This window comes from Lentibacillus kapialis, assembly GCF_014646635.1.
Lineage (GTDB): Bacteria > Bacillota > Bacilli > Bacillales > Amphibacillaceae > Lentibacillus > Lentibacillus kapialis.
In genome coordinates, this window is sequence record NZ_BMNQ01000144.1 from 1 (window position 1) to 602 (window position 602).

A 602-nucleotide genomic window follows, 5' to 3' on the forward strand; every position below is an offset into this window, starting at 1 on the left:
TATTTAGCAGCCGTTAGACAAATCATGGGGCGTTTGGGATTAACGATTAATGAAGGGAAAACAAGCGTTATCCATGCGAAAGAAGGGTTTGACTTTCTAGGTTTCCATTTCAGATACAAGAAATCTAGAACTGGAAAGTTCTGGTGTTACATGTGGCCATCTCAGAAATCGATGAAAAGGATAAGAAAGAGAATTAAACAGGCTTTGCGAATGGATGTCAGAACACCAATCTCAGAACTTGCATCCATTATCAACCCTATCTTAAAGGGATGGTGTAACTACTACCGTTGGAGTAATGCCGCGGAACATTTTGTTCAAGTAGATCGCTATGTGCAAGAGCGGATTACAAGGCTCCTGCGGAGGAAGAAGCAAAAACGAGGTAATGCGAACCGGGATTATCATGCTCATTTCTTTAGGGGGATAGGTATTTTCTTCTTATCTGGTAATGTAAAGAGATTACCGCTCTGAATGCCTAGGATGAAGACTGTCGGAAAGCCGTGTGAGGGAAAACCTCACGCACGGTTTGACGAGGGGGAGCTGGAAATCGGTAGTTCCTTTGTCTGGCTTAGTAAGGTGGAAAACCCTGAAACCCGAGGACGAAG

Annotated in this window: 1 protein-coding gene; it reads left to right on the plus strand. The window is 43.9% G+C overall.

Annotated features, from left to right (window positions below; translation table 11 throughout):
* A partial coding sequence (locus IEW67_RS18015; RefSeq protein ID WP_308430753.1) for a group II intron maturase-specific domain-containing protein occupies positions 1-468 on the plus strand: 468 nt, incomplete at its 5' end.
* Positions 469-602 lie beyond the last annotated feature (134 nt).